Raw genomic sequence first — 17,053 nt, forward strand, 5'->3', positions numbered from 1 at the left:
ACTATTTTTTCACCAAAACAGTTCTATATGAAATATGCAACCATTCTTTTATTCCTGCTTCCCGCTTCTTTGCAGGTGATGGGCCAGTCGGCAGATACGACTTCTGCGTCGCCGCCCACCTTTAAGATCAGCGGTTCGGTAGATGGTTATTACCGTTACAATTTTGCCAATGCGAAAAAACTGCAAGAACCCAACAACCTGACCAGCTTTACCAATACCCAGAACTCCTTTGAACTGGGCATGGCCAGCCTGAGACTCGATGCCAGTATGGGAAAAGTAGGCGCTGTTGTTGACCTGGGCTATGGCAAAAGAGCCGATGAATTCTCCTATAATGACGAAGGCTCCAGCCTTCGAGCGGTAAAACAGGCTTTCATTACCTATGCCGCTTCTGAAAAAGTGACCTTCTCCTTTGGGAAATGGGCCACCCACATCGGTTACGAAGTCCTGGATGCTTATCTGAACCGCAATTACAGTATGGATTATATGTTCTCCTACGGTCCCTTTTCCCATACGGGGCTGAAGGTCGATATCGCGCTGGGCAACTTTGGTATTATGGCAGGCTTGGTGAATCCCACGGATTATGTCTCGGCCAGTTTTGCCGACAAGAACTTTATCGGTCAGCTCAGCGGTGCGACTTCTAACGGTAAGCTGCACGGCTACCTGAACTATGTCGGCGGCAAAGATCTGGACAAGAATACGGTCAATCAGGGGGATCTGGTGGTCACCGCCACCGTGACCCCTAAGTTCAGTATTGGCTACAACGGGTCCATAAAATCGGTTAAAATGCCGGATCAGGACGTCAACTCCTGGTGGGGATCAGCGCTGTATTTTAATGTAGACCCCACACCGGCTGTGGGCTTTACCTTAAGGGGAGAGTATTTTGATGACAAGAAAAATGTTGCTGGCATAGGTACCTGTATTTTTGACGCCACCCTTTCAGCGAACATACATGTATCCAGCCTGACAATCATTCCCGAATTCCGGCTTGACCAGGGCAAGGATGCTGTATTTTACAAAAGTAGTGACGAGTCCGGCATGCCGACCAGCAAGGGCACCGGCACCTTTGTCTTGGGATTAGCCTATAATTTTTAAAACAGACAAGGGCCGCAACTAGATCTGATTATTTAAACAAAAAAACAAGACTATTTATGAAAAAAGAATCTTTTTCAAAACAATTCAAAAGTCGTTTCCTGCATAAGAGATTTTTATTCCCCGTCGCGCTGGGCGCTTTATTTGCCTGCCTGTTGATCATGCTGAATACGCATTCTTCCTATGCACAGCAGATGACTGACAGCAGCCAGACGGCCGTAGACTCCGTAAAAAATGTGGCAGCTGTTGCAACAGATACGCCGGCTGCGGCTGCGCCAGTGACCTCGCTGTCCCAGGATGTAGCCAATATCTTGTGGCTATGCCTGTGCGCCTTTTTAGTCTTTTTCATGCAGGCAGGGTTTGCGATGGTGGAATCCGGTATGACGCGGGCCAAAAATGCAGTCAATATCATGATGAAAAACCTGCTGGATTTTTGTTTCGGCGCCGTTCTCTTCTGGGCCGTAGGCTATGCCATCATGTACAGCAGCGGCGATCATAATTTTTTTGGATTTGATCCTTCTCTCGCCTTTCTGGGAACTTCAAATGCACCTACCGATCTGGGGGGCTACAGCCTGAGTGCTTCCTGGCTGTTTCAGGTGGTATTTGCCGCAACAGCTGCCACCATCGTTTCGGGGGCCATGGCAGAAAGGACTAAACTCATTTCCTATATAATCTATTCCTGTATTATCTCGCTTGTCGTCTATCCGGTCAGTGGTCACTGGATCTGGGGAGGAGGCTGGCTCAGCGATCTGGGTTTCCGGGATTTTGCAGGTTCTACAGTTGTACATTCTTTAGGCGGTTGGGCATCGCTGGCCGGTGCCATTATGGTGGGTCCAAGGCTCGGCAAGTATAATAAAGACGGCAGCGTTAATAATATCAATCCGCACAACATGCCGCTGGCAGCGCTCGGTGTATTTATTTTATGGTTTGGCTGGTATGGATTTAATCCAGGTTCCACGCTAACTGCGGTAGGAGGTGTGGCACATGTGGCGGTGACTACGACCCTGGCTGCGGCCACAGGCGCCATCGGCGCACTGATCACCTCCTGGGTGGTATTTAAGAAACCGGATCTGTCCATGACCTTAAACGGTACGCTGGCAGGCCTTGTCGGCATTACAGCGCCATGCGCCAGTGTCAGCACCGGCAGTGCTGCCCTGATCGGACTGATCGCCGGTATACTGGTATTCTATAGTTGCCTGTTTGTAGAAAGAAAACTAAAAGTCGATGATCCGGTAGGGGCCATCAGTGTACATGGTATCTGTGGTGCCTGGGGGACTTTAGCCGTGGGGCTTTTCGGACAGCGCGCCATAGATCTCCAATACTGGTCCGCTGACACGGCCATCAAAGACGGTTTGTTTTTCGGCGGTGGTTTCCACCAGCTGGGCGTACAGGCTTTTGGCGTACTGGCTGTGTTCGCCTATGCCATGATCGCGATGTTTATCGTATTCTACCTGATTAAAAAAGTAGTCGGCTTACGGGTCAGCGACGCCGAGCAAAAACAGGGGCTGGATCTGGGCGAACATAATAATACTGCCTACGGCGGGTTTGTGCTGGACGCAGAGGGGGATCACGCCATCATCGTAATTGAATAATCAGGTTAATCAATCATCAACAGCCAAAACTGACAAGCAGGGCCTCATCGCGCTGTCCAGCGCATGGGAGGCTCTGCTTTTTTTACGAGGGCCTACTGAATAACCAGTTGGACGCTATCCGCATTGAGTCTTGATTTTAGCCAGGTCCGCAGCTTTGTTGCCTCTGACACCGACATGGGCTGCGAGAATTTAACTAATGCAAGGGTCACCGTATCGGTAGCTGTCGTGTCCGCCCTATGAATGACGGTGTTAGCCACAGCATAATAATTGAAATAAGGGTAAAGCGCCTTGATTTCCTGGCTGATATCCGGGAAGGTCTTAGATAATACGGGGACCTTTTGGTCTGCTGCTATACGGGCGGAAGAGTCTTTTTTAAAGACATCTTCCAATATGCTGGCCTTAATCTGGGAAAAGTCAATTTCCTGCTTGGCATTTAGCCCCTGGCGGATATTTAATTTAGTATTGTGAAGATTATACTGTCCCATTTTTGAGCGAAGGGAGTCGATCGTTGTATTGGGCAGTTCGTATCCGATCAGCAACAGGTCTATTTCTCCACCTCTGGCATCGTAGGCTACTGTTTTATTAACTACTTGTGTATTTTTAAACTTGAACTGCTCGCTAATGAATTTCTGTGCATTCGTCGCGAAAATACTTTTCTGGACAATGCCATAGGCTAAATAAACACTGGGCGCAACCGTAACCAGAATGATAATAAAAATATATCTGGATACTTTTTTCTCGTAGGCTTTATCTTCAAAACGCTTTTTTCTGAATTTCAGAAACCTGACAATTAAAAAGGTGCTGATACAGATAAATACACTATTGATAAAGTATAGATAAATGGCGCCGAGAAAATAATAGAAATGGCCGCTGGCCAGACCAAAGCCCGCCGTGCAGAGTGGCGGCATGAGTGCAGTGGCAATCGCCACTCCCGGGATAACATTACTTTTTTCTTTGCGGGTTCCGGCAACAATACCGGCCAGCCCGCCAAAAAAAGCAATGAAAACATCCCAGACAGAGGGCGTTGTTCTCGCCAGTAACTCACTTTGGGCATCATGCAGTGGTGTGATCCAAAAATAAAAGGTTGAGGTGGCTATACTTATCAGCGTGGCGATCAGCAGATTTCTAATGCCTTTTTTTACCAGTTCAAAATCATTGATGCCGATACCCAGCCCTATGCCCATGATCGGCCCCATTAGCGGAGAGATCAACATGGCACCAATGATAACAGCCGTCGAGTTTACATTCAGCCCAATGGATGCAATGAAAATAGCAAAGATCAGGGTCCATAGGTTGGCCCCTATAAAATCCGAGTTCTTTTTGATAGACAGGACAACATCCTGTTCATCTGCTTTATCAACATGCAAATCAAACCTTCTGGCAATGGCCGACTTTATAAGTTTAAGCAGGCGATAATCTTTATTATACTCCATAGCGAAAGTTTTTAAGTGAGTGCTGTTATGGCCGGAGATCCTGGGCATCTTTGCGGACCGGCGATAATCTTTTCAGATATACAACACCCAATACTCCGGAAAGAAGTGAGGCCAGCAGGATGCCGTATTTGGCTTCATCGATCATCTGGCTGTCGGTAAAGGCCAGACCCGTAATGAAAAGGGACATGGTAAAGCCAACGCCGGCCAGCAGGGCCACGCCCACAATGTGCTTCCAGGAAGCCCTGTTGGGAAGAGATGCCCGGCCGAGCCGTACCATTACCCATGTAAATAAAAGGACACCGATAAATTTTCCCGCGACCAGTCCAAAAGAGACGCCAAGGCTCACTGGATTGGCTAAGGTGCTGAAAAAGTCGCTGCCAATGTGCATGCCAGCATTGGCCAGGGCGAATAGCGGCATGATGACAAAGGCCACCCAGGGGTGGAGTGCATTTTCAATTTTTTGTAAAGGGGTTTCCGCATCCAGGCAGAGTTGTTTAATATTACTGATTGTACGGTGTTGCTCCCAGGTGGTAAGCGAGCCATCCTGCCGGTCGGCCCTCTCAAAATCTGTCGCGTATTTTCTGACACTTTGAACATACTGCTGTTCATCTATTTTCGTCCTGGCAGGGATCATAAAGGCGACCAGTACGCCGGCAATCGTAGCATGTACGCCGGAGAGTAAAAAAAAGTACCAGATAACAACGCCGATGATAAGATAAAAAATGGTGTCCCGTATACCCATGCGGTTGCCCACCCATAGCAGCGTGAGTAGCAAAACGCCGATACCCAAAGGAATAAGAGAGATTTCCCGGGTATAAAATAAAGCAATGACGAGCACGGCGCCAAGGTCATCTGCAACGGCCAGAGCGGAAAGAAAGGTTTTTACTGAACGGGGAATATGCTTTCCCGCCATAGAGAGTAAGCCCAGCGCGAAGGCAATGTCTGTAGCCATCGGGATACCCCACCCGTGTGAGGAAGGCTGTCCGCTGTTAAATGCCACATATATTAATGCCGGAACCACCATGCCGCCCAGTGCACCTACCATTGGCAGGGCTGCTTTTCTGATGGTGGAAAGCTCTCCGGCGATAAATTCCCGCTTGAGTTCCAGGCCGATAACAAAGAAAAACAGCGCCATTAACCCATCATTGATCCAGACGTGCAAAGGCTGAATGAATCTTTGCTCCTCAATTCCGATGGAAAACCGGGTTTCCCAGAGGTGATGATAGCCTTCGCTCCACGGAGAGTTAGCCCATACAAGTGCGATAACCACGCTTGCAAAAAGGACGATGCCGCTTGTATACTCCTGATGGATAAATCTGTTTACGGGTCTTAGTAACTGGTCTATGGGGGATCTTGTCATCTTATAACAAAGATATTTATTCTGTTCAGACCAGTCATGTTTTCAGGAAAAAAATCTTACTTTTATTGCTCTAATGGATCCTGAGGCAATTTGTACTGCCTTTATTTGAAATGAGCACAACAATGTCACATTCAAAGAAACTCAGTGAATTTTCTGCCACGGCCATCTGTGGCAACGATATAACCTCTTCCTGCCTGTATGTCTCAGCCCTGACCATCGCCTATGCGGGGCAATACGCGTGGCTGGCACTGCTGATCGTAGCGGGGGTTCTTTTCCTTTTCAGAAAGATCTATGGTGAGGTCGTGGGCGCGCTGCCCCTGAACGGCGGTGCCTATAATGTCCTTTTGAATACCACCAGCAAGAGCAATGCCTCTATTGCAGCCTGTCTGACCATCCTGTCCTACATGACAACCGCTGTGATTTCCGCCAGCGAAGCCATGCATTATCTGAAGGGGATTTTTCCCTCTATATCAGTGATGATAGCGACTATTATTCTCATTACGCTTTTTCTGCTGCTGGTCATGTCAGACATCAGCGAATCTTCTGTGGTCGCCGCTGTTATTTTTACGCTTCATCTGGCTGCCATGTTGCTGTTAATTGGCAGCGGGATATGGTTTGTTTTGAAACACGGCTTAAGTACGGCATCCCTGAACTTCAGGGCCCCCTTGCAGGGCGGTTTCTGGACCGCGCTTTTTCTGGGCTTCAGCACAGCCATGCTGGGTATATCAGGTTTTGAAAGCTCCGCAAATTTTGTAGAAGAACAAAAACCCGGGATTTTCAGAAAGACACTTCGTAATATGTGGATTGCCGTAACGGTCATCAATCCCTTAATGGCCCTTACAGCGGTAATGGTACTGCCGATAGGAGAGGTCGTGGAGAATAAAGAAGCGCTCTTGTCTTTTCTGGGAGAAAATACCGGTGGCAGCTGGCTGGCCACATTTATCTCTATCGACGCCGTGCTTGTATTAAGCGGGGCGCTGCTGACCTCTTATGTAGGGGTGAATGGTCTTATTAAGAGAATGACACTGGACAGAATTCTGCCCCAGTTTCTTTTGAAAGAAAACAGTCGCGGCAGCTCACCCAGGATACTGCTGCTTTTCTATATCCTTTGCCTTTCTGTATTATTTATCACACACGGCCAGCTGGGGCCACTTGCTGGCGTATATACCATCAGTTTCTTACTGGTGATGATCTATTTTGGGCTCGGAAACTTCCTGCTGAAAATTAAACGGGGCCGGCTGCCGAGACCAGAGAATGCCACCGTGGCCTCCGTGGCCGTGGCGATTATAGCTGTAGCCGGTGCGCTTTACGGGAATGTTGTTACGCACGCAGCCTACCTCATCGTATTTTTACAGTATTTTTTACCTGCCATTATTATTATCTTTTTGTTATTAAGCAGAAATGAGATTTTAAAATATATGCTGATACTGGTCAACCACCTGTCAAAGCATTTTAAGTTATTTGCGGCCATCAGCAGGCTACATATCAGCCGCAATCTGAAAAAACTGACCGAACAGGAATTTGTCTATTTTACCAAAGGAGACGATATTTCTATCCTCAATAAGGTCATGATGTATGTTGAGGAAAATGAGATCACCAAAAGATTGAAAATCGTTACAGTCCTAAAGGATGAAGGCAGCGTATCCGATGATTTTATGACGGATCTGGAAGTGCTGGACCGGGCTTATCCGGATATTAAGATCGAATATGTCCAGATTCGGAATGCCACATTCGGCCCCGAGACGATCAAGCGACTCAGCGATGAGTGGAACATCCCGATTAATTTTATGTTTATCAGCTCGCCCAGCGACAGGTTTGCACACAGAGTGTCTGATCTGGGAGGCGTAAGACTCATCATATAAGTCTCCCGGGCTTATTTTAATGAAAGTTAAACAGATTTTCAACCGGTGCATTTTGTTATCTATCCCTAAGGTTTTATCTTTGAAAGTATCAAGTATTTTCTAACCTATAGCCAACGAACAACTTATGCATTATTTAGCAGTTACGCCGGACATTCATAATATAGACAGTTACTGGACAAAATTCTGGGATGCGGCAGCGGTCTGGGGACCGAAGATAGCGATAGCACTAATCTCCACCTTGCTGTTATATTTAATCGGCTCCTGGCTGATCAGGGTCATCCTGAAATACGCCAACAAGGCTTTTGAGCGGCGAAACATGGATATCTCCCTTAAGAAGTTTCTGCAGAACATGATCAGATGGACCCTGAATATCCTGCTATTTATTTTAATCGTTACTCAATTAGGTATCCAGACCTCAGCCTTTGTCGCCATGATCGGTGCCGCAGGCCTGGCGGTTGGCCTGGCGCTGCAGGGATCGCTGGCCAATTTTGCGGGCAGCGTTATTATCCTGACGCTCAAACCCTTTAAGGTAGGAGATTATATAGAATCAGCGAACGGGCAGTCGGGAACCGTTAAAGAAATAGACATTTTCGCCACTAAATTAATAACCCCTCAAAATCAACTGGTCATTGTTCCAAACGGCGCGCTTTCCAACGCCAGTATCATCAACTACTCTGAAATGGGCAGCAGACGTACCTGGTTTGATATCGGCGTGTCCTATGTGGCAGATCTGAAACAAGCCAAGCAGATTCTGATGGATGTCGTAATGAACAACAAATACGCTTTCAAAGAGCCGGCACCACAGATTGTCGTGACAGAACTTGGAGACAGTGCCGTAAACCTTTCCGTAAGGGTGTCAGCAGACAATGCCAGTTTCTGGGACATGCGTGAACAACTCATTATAGACTGTAAAGCCGCCCTGGATAAGGCGGGTATAGAGATACCTTTTCCGCAGCGGGATATACATATTATCAATGCGCCGGCATAAAACTTCGGATTAGCAAAACTTCAAACCGTTTATCAAACTGAACATCCGGCCAATAATTTGGCAAACCTTCCTGAATAAGGCCGTGGCATGAGTTATGTCACCATGGCTACTGCAGCTATGAATTGTCTACTCAAAGTCCAAAGACTAAACTGTCCGCATTTGATACAGCGGGTGTCCGCAATTGATACAAACCCAGGTCCATTATTTGAAAATACGATTGAATGATAGCAGGTTACAGATTGGCCCGATAAAGGTATTTAAAGATGAAATAAAAGAATCAAGTAATAATGAAACGACCTCTGCGCTATAGCCTGCTGCTCATGACGCTTTTAATTCTAGTAAATGTTTGCTCCGCGCAGCAACTCTCAAAACATACGGATAAGGACCTTTTCGCCCTGGCCAAAGTCTGGGGCCTGATGAAATATTACGATCCTGCCGTCTCCGCCGGCAGACTTAACTGGGACAGTGTGCTGCTACATACTGAAGTGAGGCCGGTAGCAGAAACGGTCCGGCAGTGGCAGGCGCTGGCGGCCACCATTGGCAGGCCGACAGAAATTCAACCGGAGTATTTAAACGGTGTTGATTCCGTATCGACCCGTAATTTTAACATGGCCTGGATCCATTCCTTGCCGATAACGCCTGCATCTAAAAAAGTACTCAATGGTCTTTGGCGACATCCGAAAAATATAGGAACATTTTACAGCAGAACAGATACATCGAAGATCACCTATAACAGCGACAAGGAAAAGACCTATCAAGGTTTTTCCACGGACCAGAAACTGCTGGAGCTCTTCCGTGCCTGGAACGTCATTGAATATTTCTATCCCTATAAATATCTGATGGATTCGAGCTGGGACCAGGTATTGAAAAAATATATTCCGGTTTTTAAGCGTATTCAGCACAAAGCGGATTATGATACCGCCTTACAGCATTTTACTGCTGAGATCAAAGACGCGCACGTCAACCTTACTACAACTTATCTGTACAGCATCCTGGGAGCTTATTCCTCGCCGTTCATTTTCCAGCTCGTAGGCGACACAGTGGTCGTCACCGGTATCAAGGATCCGGCAAAAGCGAAACAGGCTGGAGTTAGAGTAGGTGATCTGATCACCCGGATAAATCATAAACCGGTCCCTGCGATCATTGCAACGAATAAAGCATTAATACCCGCTTCTAATGACGCTGTACTTAAAAGAGAAGCCTATAGCTATCTTTTCAGCTGCAAAGACTCAATCATCAACATAGCCGGAAGGCATGCAGACGGCAGTTCATTCAAGGCGGATCTCCCGCTGATGATACGCAGCTTCAATACCGAATGGGATAAAGACGGTATTCCGGACTACGAGCTTTACTATAAAAATAAAATATATAAATACGCCGTCTGGGACAGCGCCTCTTCCAGACTCCGTCCCGGCTTTAGGCTGGGTGATATCGCCTACATTGATTTTGCGTCCATGACCGCAAAAGACGTGGATAGTTTGATGACGGATTATAAAGATACCAAAGGACTGGTCTTTGATCTCAGGGGCTATACCGATAACGGCGCATTGCTCAAAGTCTTTGATTATCTGTTCCGCCAGCCGCAGCAGTTCGGTATCAAGGACCGCCCGGATTTTGCAAGTCCCGGCAGATATATATTTGAAGACAATATCATAAACGCTGACTATAAATATATCGGTAAAGATAATCCCCATGCCTACAAGGGCCAGGTCGTAGTCCTTATCAATGAATACACCCAGAGCGCCATGGAAATGTTTGCCATGATCTTTAAAAGAATCCCTGGTGTAATCTTCATTGGCAGTCACACGGCCGGCGCCGACGGTAATAAAACCAGCGTGCAACTCACGGACGGCAATAAGCTCTATTTCTCCGGTCTCGGCATCTATTATCCGGACGGATCTGAGACCCAGCGCGTCGGTATCCGCCAGGATATTTCCCTCCGCCCCACGCTCAGCAGTATCCGGCAGAAAAGCGATCTGCTGCTCCAAGAAGCCTTCAAAGTCATCGATTCAAAAAAAACGATAGGGTGTCCGTTAATAAAACACTAAGTGTTCGCTTTTGATACAGGTTTGTAAGTGTGATTTTCTTGCGATTTGATTTACAGTCGCTTATGATCCGGCATGTTTAGTGCTTGTAGGATCAAAAAGCTACGTATGTTCCGCCATTATCTGATCATTGCCACCCGCAGCCTGCTTCGCAAAAAGAGCTTCACACTGATGAATGTGCTTGGTCTCACAGTCGGTATGATGGCGGCTATTTTGATTTTCTTATACGTCCGCTTCCAAACAAGCTATGACGACTTCCACCTGAAAGCTGATAGGATCTTCCGGGTGGTATCCGATATAAAAACACCTTCGGATCTCGTAAAAGCCGCCACGGTGGATGCAGGATGGGCCCTGGGTCTGAAAAAGGACTTTCCGGAAGTGGAGGACGTGGTCAGGTTTTCCTGGGACGGCTTTTTAGTGAAGAAAGGAAACGTCAAATTCCAGGAAGAAAGAACTTTGCTGGCCGACTCCTCCTTGTTCAAAGTCTTTGATTTTCCCCTGCTGGAAGGCGACAAAAGCTCCGCATTAAGAGATCCCATGAGCGTGGTTTTATCTGAGGCTGCTGCTAAAAAATATTTTGGCCATGAGGATCCCCTGGGAAAGAGACTCCGGCTGACAGGGGCTGCCATTGATGCCCGGGTAACAGGTCTTATGAAAGATATACCGGAAAACTCCCAGCTTCATGCCGATATGCTGGTTTCAATGTCCTCTTACCAAAAGATCTACGGGAGACCTTCCTCAGACAGCGCTGGAAATAACGCTAATCTGCTCACCTATGTTTTATTGAAGCCGAATGTAAAACTTTCGGCCTTTGAAAAGAAACTGCCTGCGTTTTCCGAGAGATACACAGGGCCCGAAATGCGAAAAAGACAAATTTCTGTATCCCTTTTTCTGGAACCATTACGCGATGTTTATCTGAAAACAGATCACCTGGCTTTTGCCCCGGTCGCCGTATTTGCCTCGGGCAGTATGTCCAACGTTTATATCTTTTCGGTCATAGGTATTTTTCTACTCTTACTGGCCTGCATAAATTTTATTAATCTTACCACTGCCAGGAGCGTGGAACGCGCCCGTGAAGTCGGGGTGAGAAAAGTCTTGGGCGCAAAAAGATGGCAGCTGGCCAGGCAGTTTCTCATTGAGTCCGTCATGATCACTTTAGTCGCCTTTGTGCTGGCGCTTTTGCTGGCACAGCTGCTGCTGCCTTTCTTTAATCAGCTCGCAGGAAAGACCATTTGCGTGAACCTCTTTCAGGGCGGAAAAGCGGTCGTGCTGTTGTTACCTATGGCTCTTGTCATAGGGCTTCTGGCGGGTTTCTACCCCTCACTTGTGCTATCTTCCTTTAACCCTATAGCAACGCTTAAAGGAAGATTCGCGACCGGACGCAAAGGTCTGTTGCTGCGAAAGTGTCTGGTGGTCACACAGTTTGCCGTTTGTATCGCCCTTATCTGCGCTACACTACTCGTTTATAAACAACTTCGGTTTATGAAAGGCAAAGATCTGGGATTTAACAAAGAAGAGGAGCTGATCATCAATACCAATTTTGACAAAAACAGATTCAATTTTAAAGAGGCCATGATGGAGCTTCCCGGTGTCATTTCCGCTGCCTGGTCATCCAGCGTGCCGGGAGAAGGCTACATGACGGCCAACACGGAAATTGCAAATCAAAACGGCGATTTGCAGGAACTGAATCTGGCGCAGTATATCGTGGACGATCAGTTTATCGCTCAATATCATTTACAACTGCTGGCAGGCAGAGGCTTTTCGAGGGCCTTTGGGACGGACAGCTCCAGCGCCATAATTATTAATCAGTCCGCGTTAAAAATACTTGGATACCGGTCTGCCGACCAGGCCATTGGTAAAATGTTCACCCAATGGGGCGGCTCAGGTAAAATAATAGGCGTTGTTAAAGATTTTAATTTTAAGTCCCTGCGGGACGCGGTGGATCCGCTTTCCATGCGAATGATACCCTCCGCCTTTAATAAGCTGTCCATAAAAGTGTCCACCATTGATTTGCCCCACACCCTGAGCGCCATCAAAAACGCATGGAACAGTATTATTCCGCAAAGACCCTTCCAATATAATTTCCTGGATCAATCCTTTGACAGGCAATACCGGTCGGAAACCGGTTTTGGCAGGTTGTTTCTGGTTTTCGCGGTGGTGGCTATTCTGATTGGCTGCCTGGGACTCTTCGGTCTTTCGTCCTATAGTACTGTGGAGCGATCAAAAGAGATCAGCATTCGAAAAATATTCGGCGCCAGCCCTACTAAAATCGTGCATCTGTTGCTGTCGGAGTTTATCCGTCCGGTGCTAATGGCAGCAGTGATCGCCATTCCGCTGGTCTGGCCAGCTATGCACAGATGGCTGGAAGCCTTCGCTTACCGCACCAGTGTGTCCTGGTGGATATTCGGGGTGGCTACGCTCCTGGCTGTCATGATAGCCGTTTTGACGACCGGCTATCAGGTGCTCAAAGCTGCAGGAACTAATTCTGTAAAAAACCTGCAAACAGAATAACCGCGACTATCATTTCTACTGCTACTTAACTCTCTTTAGAGCTTAACTGCAATAGAAGCTAAAAAGTTAATAGGCTTCTGCGCCATGCCGGTGGCGTTCCAGTATTTTTGATCCAGTAAATTATTGCCCTTAATCGTAATCCGGTATTTAGGATGATCGTAATAGAGCGCTGCGCTAAGCAAGGTATAAGCCGGAACAGCGAAATTATTGGTGGGCTCAAACCAGCTGTCGGAAACATAGTTGGCGCCCAGACCGAGCCCGAAGCCTTTGATGGCGCCTCTGGTCAAAAAATAACTGGCCCATAGATTACCTACATGTTTCGGACTGGCGGGCAGGGTTTTGCCCTGAAGGGCTGCCGTGGCCTTCTCGTAGGTGTTTTTATTATAGGCGTAACCCGCATTGATGTTCAGCCCGTTCAGTGGATTGGCGATCAGCTCAGCCTCGAAGCCGCGGCTGAGCTGCGTGCCGTCCTGCACGCTGAAAGCCTGGTTGTCCCGGATCTCCTGGCGCACAGAGTTGGTGACATCAATCCGGTAGTAGTTAAGCGTCGCGTTGAGCCTGTGATGCAGCGCGTCTATTTTTACCCCGCCTTCAAACTGATTGGCGTATTGCGGTTTTAATTTGAGAATGCTGCCATCCGGTTGCACGGCAGGAGCGAGGTTGGCAAACCCGTTCATGTAGTTGGCAAACAGCGACACCTGATCTTTTATCACCTGATAGACCAGGCCGAATTTCGGCGAGACGGCGTTCTGGTGATAACCGCCTGCGTACTTGCCGGTAGCAATGCTGTAAGCGCCTCTCGTGCTATACCGGTCGCCACGGACACTGAGCATGGCTGCCAGCTGATCCGTGAAATTAAGGACATCAGAAATATAGATACTGTAATTGTCGGCGCTGTTGGTCGTGGCGCTGAAGCCTTTGGCGAGCGAGCGCTCACTGATCTCTTGCGGACTCATGGCGGGCGTGGCGTGATTCAGATTTACGGTGTCAAAGGTGAATACCGCCCGGTTGAGCTCATAATAATTGTGATTATAATCCAGACCGATCACAACCCGGTTACGCAGCGTACCGATCAGAAAATCACCGATGAAGTTCTGCTGCATTTCAATGTTGCCGAAAGTTTCCGGTGTCTGGTTGCGCATAGCGCGGGCAATGGTGGAATCGGTCAGAAAATTAAGCGTTGTCCAAAGCAGGTGGTTATAGAAGCCCTCTGAATACAGATAGTTGGTCTCGGAGCGCCAGGCGGGCGATATCTTGTAGGTGAGCCTGGCCTGGACGTTGTTGATGCCGTTGGAGACGTCTACACCATTATTGATAAGAGAGGTTTTGTAGGGCAGGCGAAGTTCCTTGAAATTTCGGGCGCTCAGACTGCTGAGTGCCGCTGAAGAAATGCTGATGGCCGTCGTGGTATAATTGCCCCGTGTCAGCTCCGCTTCCAGGTCCAGTGTTGCCCGGTCACTTAACTGGTAGCGAAGGGCGGGAGCAATGGTAAAGTTCTTGTTATAACCCTGGTCCTGAAAAGACCCTGCCGACTGAAAACCGGTGTTCAAACGGAACAGCAGTTTCTTGTCGGCGCTTACCGGCGCATTGACATCCGCGGTTACACGGACGAAATTGAAGCTGCCGCCGGTAAGGCTTACTTCTCCGCCAAAGTGATCATACGGTTTTTTGGTCACATAATTGAACACGCCACCAAAAGATGTATTTCTATTGCTGCCAAACAGCGTTCCCGAAGGGCCTTTAATGGCTTCGACTCTTTCCAGGATGATCGGATTAAGTGGCACGATGGCGCTGGTGGCCATCCCGTTGCGCATCCCGACCGTACCTGAGAAGCCGCGAAGGCTCAGCCCCTGAGACCCGCCGGCGGAAAAATTAGGCACGGCGCCTGGAATATTGCGGTAGATATCGGTCCGTTCCACGGAGAGCTGCTCATCCATCACGATCCTGCCCACCGTATGATAGACCTGCGGGTTCTCCAGGTTTTTCAGCGGCAGCCGGGCGATATATTCACTCTGCTTGGTGACGAATTTATTGGCCACGCTGCCGATCACGGTGACATGCTCCAGCTCGCTGGCAGAAAGCTCAAGACCTATTAAGGCCGTGGTGGCTTCCCCCTTTTTGACGCTGAGTTCACGGCTGGCCGTCTGATAGCCGACAACCGAGATCTCCAGCACGTAATCGCCGACCGGAACTTTACTGAAAGAAAAGTTCCCGGACGCGTCCGTGATCGTGTGTCTGTCCAGTTTTTTTATGGACACCGTAACGGCCGCCGCCGGATCGCCGCCGCTGGTCGTGACCTGACCCTTGACTGAACCGTAACCCGGTATATGGCTGCCCGTATTTTGCTGGGCGCTACCGATGTTCTGATACAGACAGAAAAATAAGCTTAAAAGAATCGGGACAGATAGTATAGTTTTTTGGCGCATACATTGTTTTTTTTTTGCTGCGCGAAGATCTGTCTTCAGATAATAAATGCGTTATGAATTTGGGAAAAGATGTGTCGCAAAAAGGAATATTTCTGCGCCTCGTTTCAAGTTAGAGGGATTCGCTAATCGACTGAAAAGAGCAGCCCCGAAACAGGAAATAAAGAATACCGAACTCTTTAGCCTCTGGGGTCGTGAGATTCTTGCAAAAGCGATGAAAACCTTCGGATGCCAACCACGTCATACTCCCCTTTTTCGTACACCACACCATCGAAGACAATGAAGCCATCATCGCCACCATTGCAAAAAGCGCCTGGGATTTATTGCACAAAATAACTAACTTCACACTAAAGAATAGGGACCCTAATCTATATTTATATGCCGGATATAAAGAATGGATTTCATGAGCTACAACTTGCTGTTAAATTTATTAAGCTATTTGCCAGAAATTCTGGAATGGAGGGAGAAGCATATTCGAATTGGAGTCATTTTTTGATTCATTTGCAAGCTTCGTGGGATAAAGTGGAAGCTGGCTTTGCAGACACAAGTGGTACGGATATAGGTAACAAGTTTAATTATTTAAGAGGGCTAAAAATACATCAACGAAAGAAAGACCCATTATTAAAGTACTTATGGGAGTCGAGAAATATGGTGGTACATGGTGTCGGCTTTTCCTTCAGAAGAGCAATGATAGATAAGTTGCCGGCTGGTTATACTTACCTGAGTAAAATTAATAAACAGGGAATTCGCTATGATAGAAGACAAATTCCAGTTTTTAAAACACGCCTTTTGTTGAACACAGTGATTAATAAAGAACGTAAATTCCAACCTCCTACGCATCATCTTGGGGTCCCTATGGAAAATAGCTTGGATCCCATAGAGATAGCTATTAAAGGCATTTCTTTTTATTTTAATTATATAAAAGATACGGATGTGGAATTTACCCGCAGCCTTTCTTCTCAACAACTTTCTGCTTTTTGGACCAATTTTAATATTGCAGAAGTTATAACAGATGCGGGAAAGCTTTATCATATTGTAAATTTTCAACCAGAAAAAGAGAATACAGAGTATTACGTGGAGAATACAAATAATTTCCCCATAACATTCATTCACTTTCAAGGTACAATAATGTAAGAAAAAGTTGGAGCAACTTATTTGTAGTATAGTTCAGGATCAGAAGAGTTTTTGCATAACGGTAATTCAGATTTCTGAATCGCAGTTGGAGTCGTGCTCTATCTTTAAATATAGCATATATTTATAATAGAATAAGATAATAAACATTAGGTTCACCAATTTGTTATTGTCAAAAAACGCACCATTTTTGACTACATTACCAGTTTAAGCACAAGTTAATATGATGTCGGTTGGATTCATAAACAAATAATGTCTGGTCTTGAGTCGCAAAAGTAGCTTGAATGGTGATAAACTATTTTATCAGGTAGTGTTAAGAACTTTGTGTAAACAGATTTAAGGTATTCCAGGCAGGAGAGCGAAGTGAGGCGCAGCGTAGCGGAGCCGAACGTAGCGCTCCTGCCTGGAAAGCGGCCCATAATAGGGCATTATTTTATAACTTTAAATCTTAAATCATGGTACACGAAATGGAAATTCCAAAGGACTTTTTTAAGCAATTCGATAACAGAGAAGCTTTTATGAGCTTCTTTAATGACCTTTTTAAACAAGGGGTTGAACAAATGCTTCAAGGAGAGTTAGACACTCATTTAGGGTATGATAAACACGCAAAGGAAGGGTA

General features: G+C 47.0%; 10 protein-coding genes and 1 pseudogene. 8 read left to right on the top strand and 3 right to left on the bottom strand.

The features are described from left to right. Window positions 1-27: 27 nt before the first annotated feature. Together BLU80_RS18470 and BLU80_RS18475 are read left to right on the top strand one after the other, a co-directional pair. Window positions 28-1,092, top strand: a complete 1,065-nt coding sequence (locus BLU80_RS18470; RefSeq protein ID WP_244519014.1) for an outer membrane beta-barrel protein — start codon at window positions 28-30, stop codon at window positions 1,090-1,092. A 56-nt stretch (window positions 1,093-1,148) separates the two neighbouring features. Continuing rightward, window positions 1,149-2,681, top strand: a complete 1,533-nt coding sequence (locus BLU80_RS18475) for an ammonium transporter (RefSeq protein WP_211481906.1) — start codon at window positions 1,149-1,151, stop codon at window positions 2,679-2,681. A 92-nt stretch (window positions 2,682-2,773) separates the two neighbouring features. Here the strand turns inward: BLU80_RS18475 and BLU80_RS18480 are convergent, their stop codons facing one another. Together BLU80_RS18480 and nhaA are read right to left on the bottom strand one after the other, a co-directional pair. After that, window positions 2,774-4,114: a TIGR00341 family protein gene (locus BLU80_RS18480; protein ID WP_091401336.1), complete on the bottom strand. Its 1,341-nt coding sequence runs from the start codon at window positions 4,112-4,114 to the stop codon at window positions 2,774-2,776. Between the two features lie 25 nt (window positions 4,115-4,139). After that, a complete protein-coding gene (gene nhaA / locus BLU80_RS18485) occupies window positions 4,140-5,474 on the bottom strand; it encodes a Na+/H+ antiporter NhaA (RefSeq protein ID WP_091401338.1) in 1,335 nt (444 codons plus the stop codon). Between the two features lie 122 nt (window positions 5,475-5,596). Between nhaA and BLU80_RS18490 the strand changes: the two genes are divergently transcribed. From BLU80_RS18490 to BLU80_RS18505, 4 genes are all read left to right on the top strand, one after another. Beyond that, on the top strand, window positions 5,597-7,336 hold the full coding sequence (locus tag BLU80_RS18490; protein WP_211481907.1) for an APC family permease: 1,740 nt from the start codon (window positions 5,597-5,599) through the stop codon (window positions 7,334-7,336). A gap of 124 nt (window positions 7,337-7,460) precedes the next feature. After that, the gene (locus tag BLU80_RS18495; protein WP_091401342.1) at window positions 7,461-8,324 is read left to right on the top strand and encodes a mechanosensitive ion channel family protein; all 864 of its coding nucleotides are present in this window, start codon (window positions 7,461-7,463) and stop codon (window positions 8,322-8,324) included. A 287-nt stretch (window positions 8,325-8,611) separates the two neighbouring features. Beyond that, window positions 8,612-10,372 (top strand): S41 family peptidase, encoded by a 1,761-nt coding sequence (locus BLU80_RS18500; protein ID WP_091401344.1) that lies wholly within the window; start codon window positions 8,612-8,614, stop codon window positions 10,370-10,372. A gap of 105 nt (window positions 10,373-10,477) precedes the next feature. Beyond that, window positions 10,478-12,880 (top strand): ABC transporter permease, encoded by a 2,403-nt coding sequence (locus BLU80_RS18505; protein ID WP_091401346.1) that lies wholly within the window; start codon window positions 10,478-10,480, stop codon window positions 12,878-12,880. 35 nt (window positions 12,881-12,915) lie between these two features. Here the strand turns inward: BLU80_RS18505 and BLU80_RS18510 are convergent, their stop codons facing one another. After that, window positions 12,916-15,306: a TonB-dependent receptor gene (locus BLU80_RS18510; protein ID WP_091401347.1), complete on the bottom strand. Its 2,391-nt coding sequence runs from the start codon at window positions 15,304-15,306 to the stop codon at window positions 12,916-12,918. A 375-nt stretch (window positions 15,307-15,681) separates the two neighbouring features. Here BLU80_RS18510 and BLU80_RS18515 point away from each other — a divergent pair, with 375 nt between their 5' ends. Beyond that, window positions 15,682-16,437: a hypothetical protein gene (locus BLU80_RS18515; protein ID WP_091401349.1), complete on the top strand. Its 756-nt coding sequence runs from the start codon at window positions 15,682-15,684 to the stop codon at window positions 16,435-16,437. A 452-nt stretch (window positions 16,438-16,889) separates the two neighbouring features. After that, window positions 16,890-17,053: pseudogene (locus tag BLU80_RS20225) on the top strand (IS256 family transposase); the annotation flags it as partial.

The organism is Arachidicoccus rhizosphaerae (genome assembly GCF_900107765.1).
Lineage (GTDB): Bacteria > Bacteroidota > Bacteroidia > Chitinophagales > Chitinophagaceae > Arachidicoccus > Arachidicoccus rhizosphaerae.

Excerpts from the sequence above, each read along its gene's own strand:
- BLU80_RS18470 (WP_244519014.1), top strand. The coding sequence starts at position 28 with ATGAAATATGCAACCATTCTTTTATTCCTGCTTCCCGCTTCTTTGCAG.
- BLU80_RS18475 (WP_211481906.1), top strand. The coding sequence starts at position 1,149 with ATGAAAAAAGAATCTTTTTCAAAACAATTCAAAAGTCGTTTCCTGCAT.
- BLU80_RS18480 (WP_091401336.1), bottom strand. The coding sequence starts at position 4,114 with ATGGAGTATAATAAAGATTATCGCCTGCTTAAACTTATAAAGTCGGCC.
- nhaA (WP_091401338.1), bottom strand. The coding sequence starts at position 5,474 with ATGACAAGATCCCCCATAGACCAGTTACTAAGACCCGTAAACAGATTT.
- BLU80_RS18490 (WP_211481907.1), top strand. The coding sequence starts at position 5,597 with ATGTCACATTCAAAGAAACTCAGTGAATTTTCTGCCACGGCCATCTGT.
- BLU80_RS18495 (WP_091401342.1), top strand. The coding sequence starts at position 7,461 with ATGCATTATTTAGCAGTTACGCCGGACATTCATAATATAGACAGTTAC.
- BLU80_RS18500 (WP_091401344.1), top strand. The coding sequence starts at position 8,612 with ATGAAACGACCTCTGCGCTATAGCCTGCTGCTCATGACGCTTTTAATT.
- BLU80_RS18505 (WP_091401346.1), top strand. The coding sequence starts at position 10,478 with ATGTTCCGCCATTATCTGATCATTGCCACCCGCAGCCTGCTTCGCAAA.
- BLU80_RS18510 (WP_091401347.1), bottom strand. The coding sequence starts at position 15,306 with ATGCGCCAAAAAACTATACTATCTGTCCCGATTCTTTTAAGCTTATTT.
- BLU80_RS18515 (WP_091401349.1), top strand. The coding sequence starts at position 15,682 with ATGCCGGATATAAAGAATGGATTTCATGAGCTACAACTTGCTGTTAAA.